The 2,003-nt window shown below is 41.5% G+C and carries 1 protein-coding gene; it reads right to left on the bottom strand.

Translation table 11 applies throughout. The features are described 5' to 3' along the window. On the bottom strand, positions 1-1,862 hold a 1,862-nt coding region (locus ACFE93_RS22430; protein ID WP_375476369.1), incomplete at its 3' end, for a tetratricopeptide repeat protein. Positions 1,863-2,003: the final 141 nt, after the last annotated feature.

Here is a 2,003-nt window from a genome sequence, read left to right as displayed (position 1 = left end):
TAAGTATCACCGCGAAGTGCGATCGCCCAGTCAAGTTTGGGGTCAAGTTGAATGGCGCGGTCAAAGTCTTGTAGAGCTTTTGCGTAACGCTCCATTGAGCGGTAAGTTTCACCACGATTTGCGATCGCCCAGGCAGATTTGGGGTCAAGTTGAATGGCGCGGTCAAAATCTTTTAGGGCTTGTGGGTAACGCTTCATTAAGCGGTATGTTTCACCGCGCCAACCTAAAGCAATTGGTTGCCATTTAAATTCAATCCGAGAATTTTGTAGGACTGCGGTAAACATTTCTAATGTAACTTCGTAAAAATTCTGCTCATAAGCTTTTAACCCATTTGCTAATTGCTCACCCCAACGCTGAACTTCAGCAGAATCCGCATCTTTACCAGCCTGAAGCATTGTTTCTGCATATTGTTGGGCAAATTTGCGTTGATTTTTGAGTGCAGCAAGAAATTCATTCAGAGCTACAGATAAATTCCTTTGTGGTGACTGACATAAGTTGTGGTATAACACGTTTAATGTGTGACTTTGCCAGCTAGGATCGCGCTGTTTATTCTCTTCGTCCAATTGCAGATCGTTCCGCAGGCTGTCATAATATTCTGCTAATTTACCATGTACGTCAGCCCAACTTTGCGGCGATGAAAGGCGCTTGTGACGTAACATTTGGGTTTTAACCACATCATGATAAGCCCAGCCATCGGTACGTTCATTGACAAAGGATGTTTCTTTCAGCCAAGTAAATAACTCGTCAGCTTCTTCTTCTCCTCTCAATTTGGCTATAACATCCCGATTCAAGCAGCGAGGAATGGCTGCATCGAGAGCAACTTGTCGCCGCTTCGGGTCATCAATCCATTTTATAAAGCGTTCTACAGCACTGCTGCTAGGCTCAATTACTTGGTTGGGGTCATTAGGATGAGCATCTGCTAACATTCCTACCAGCAGGGGTAAATTTCCAGAAAGGCGTAAAATCACTTCAATAACCCGACTGTTAGTAATACCTTTGCGAGTTAGATATTGTTGGGCTTCTTCTTCTGTAAAGGGTTCCAGAGGGAAACGAACTATTAACCCCTCGTAAGGTGCCCAATGATTTTTATCTAATTCCTGCCGACTGGCGATGGTTATCAATATATTCAGAGATACTTCACCGTGGCGACCCTCCAAAATTTCTCGTAACCAGTTATCTAAAAATTCCCCGGTACGTTCATAAGTATCAAAAAACAAAACAATAGTAGTTTCTTTAGCAATTTTAAAAATATCTTGTAAAAATAGTGGGGTCAGGACTTCTACAGGTTCTTGAACTAATAGCACTTCATCTTTATTTGTGATTTTCTTTGCAACATAAGATGCCCATTCTACGGCTTGGGTAGCCAAAGCATCCTCATCTACCAAATCAAAGACAGCACCGTCAACGGGAACTCGACGCGCCAGACGCATACCAGTTTTAACTACAGTTTTGCCTACAAAAGCCGAAAATCCTTGAGCAGCTTCTGGATCGGTTTCTAATTCTTGGCGCTTTTGACGGTAAACTTTGTAGCGTTCTGTAAACTGCGTTAGTTTATGACCTTGCCGTTCCAAGTCTTCAGCTAGACGACCCATCACTTCTGGTACAGTTTTCTCGGCTTCATCTATATAAGCCGTGATATTTTTTGCTTCTTTAGCAATTTTGCGAAACTGTCGTACAAGCGTGCTTTTACCAACCCCACCTTCACCCCAAATGTTATACAAAAAATGACAGCGATCGTCTTCTACATGCAACGCCAGATTTTGGCGAAATTGATTGGTTTGATCTTCACGACCCACAAAACCTAATTGCTGACGTTGCTTAATAATATCTTGTAGGTTCCTGGGCTTGTTTTGTGGGTTCATTACAAAATTAAATTTTAAGGTGCTAATGCTTACAGAATAACTACTAAATACACACTCTATATTTCAGAATTTATTAATTTTTTTTTAGGAAATTTTATATATATTGACCTTCTGAAGCTCAATGTTGACCTTCTGAGGCTC

It is taken from the genome of uncultured Nostoc sp., from assembly GCF_964247315.1.
Taxonomy (GTDB): domain Bacteria; phylum Cyanobacteriota; class Cyanobacteriia; order Cyanobacteriales; family Nostocaceae; genus Nostoc.
The sequence above is the reverse complement of the archived record's forward strand: the minus strand, read 5'-3'. Positions and strand labels throughout refer to the sequence as shown.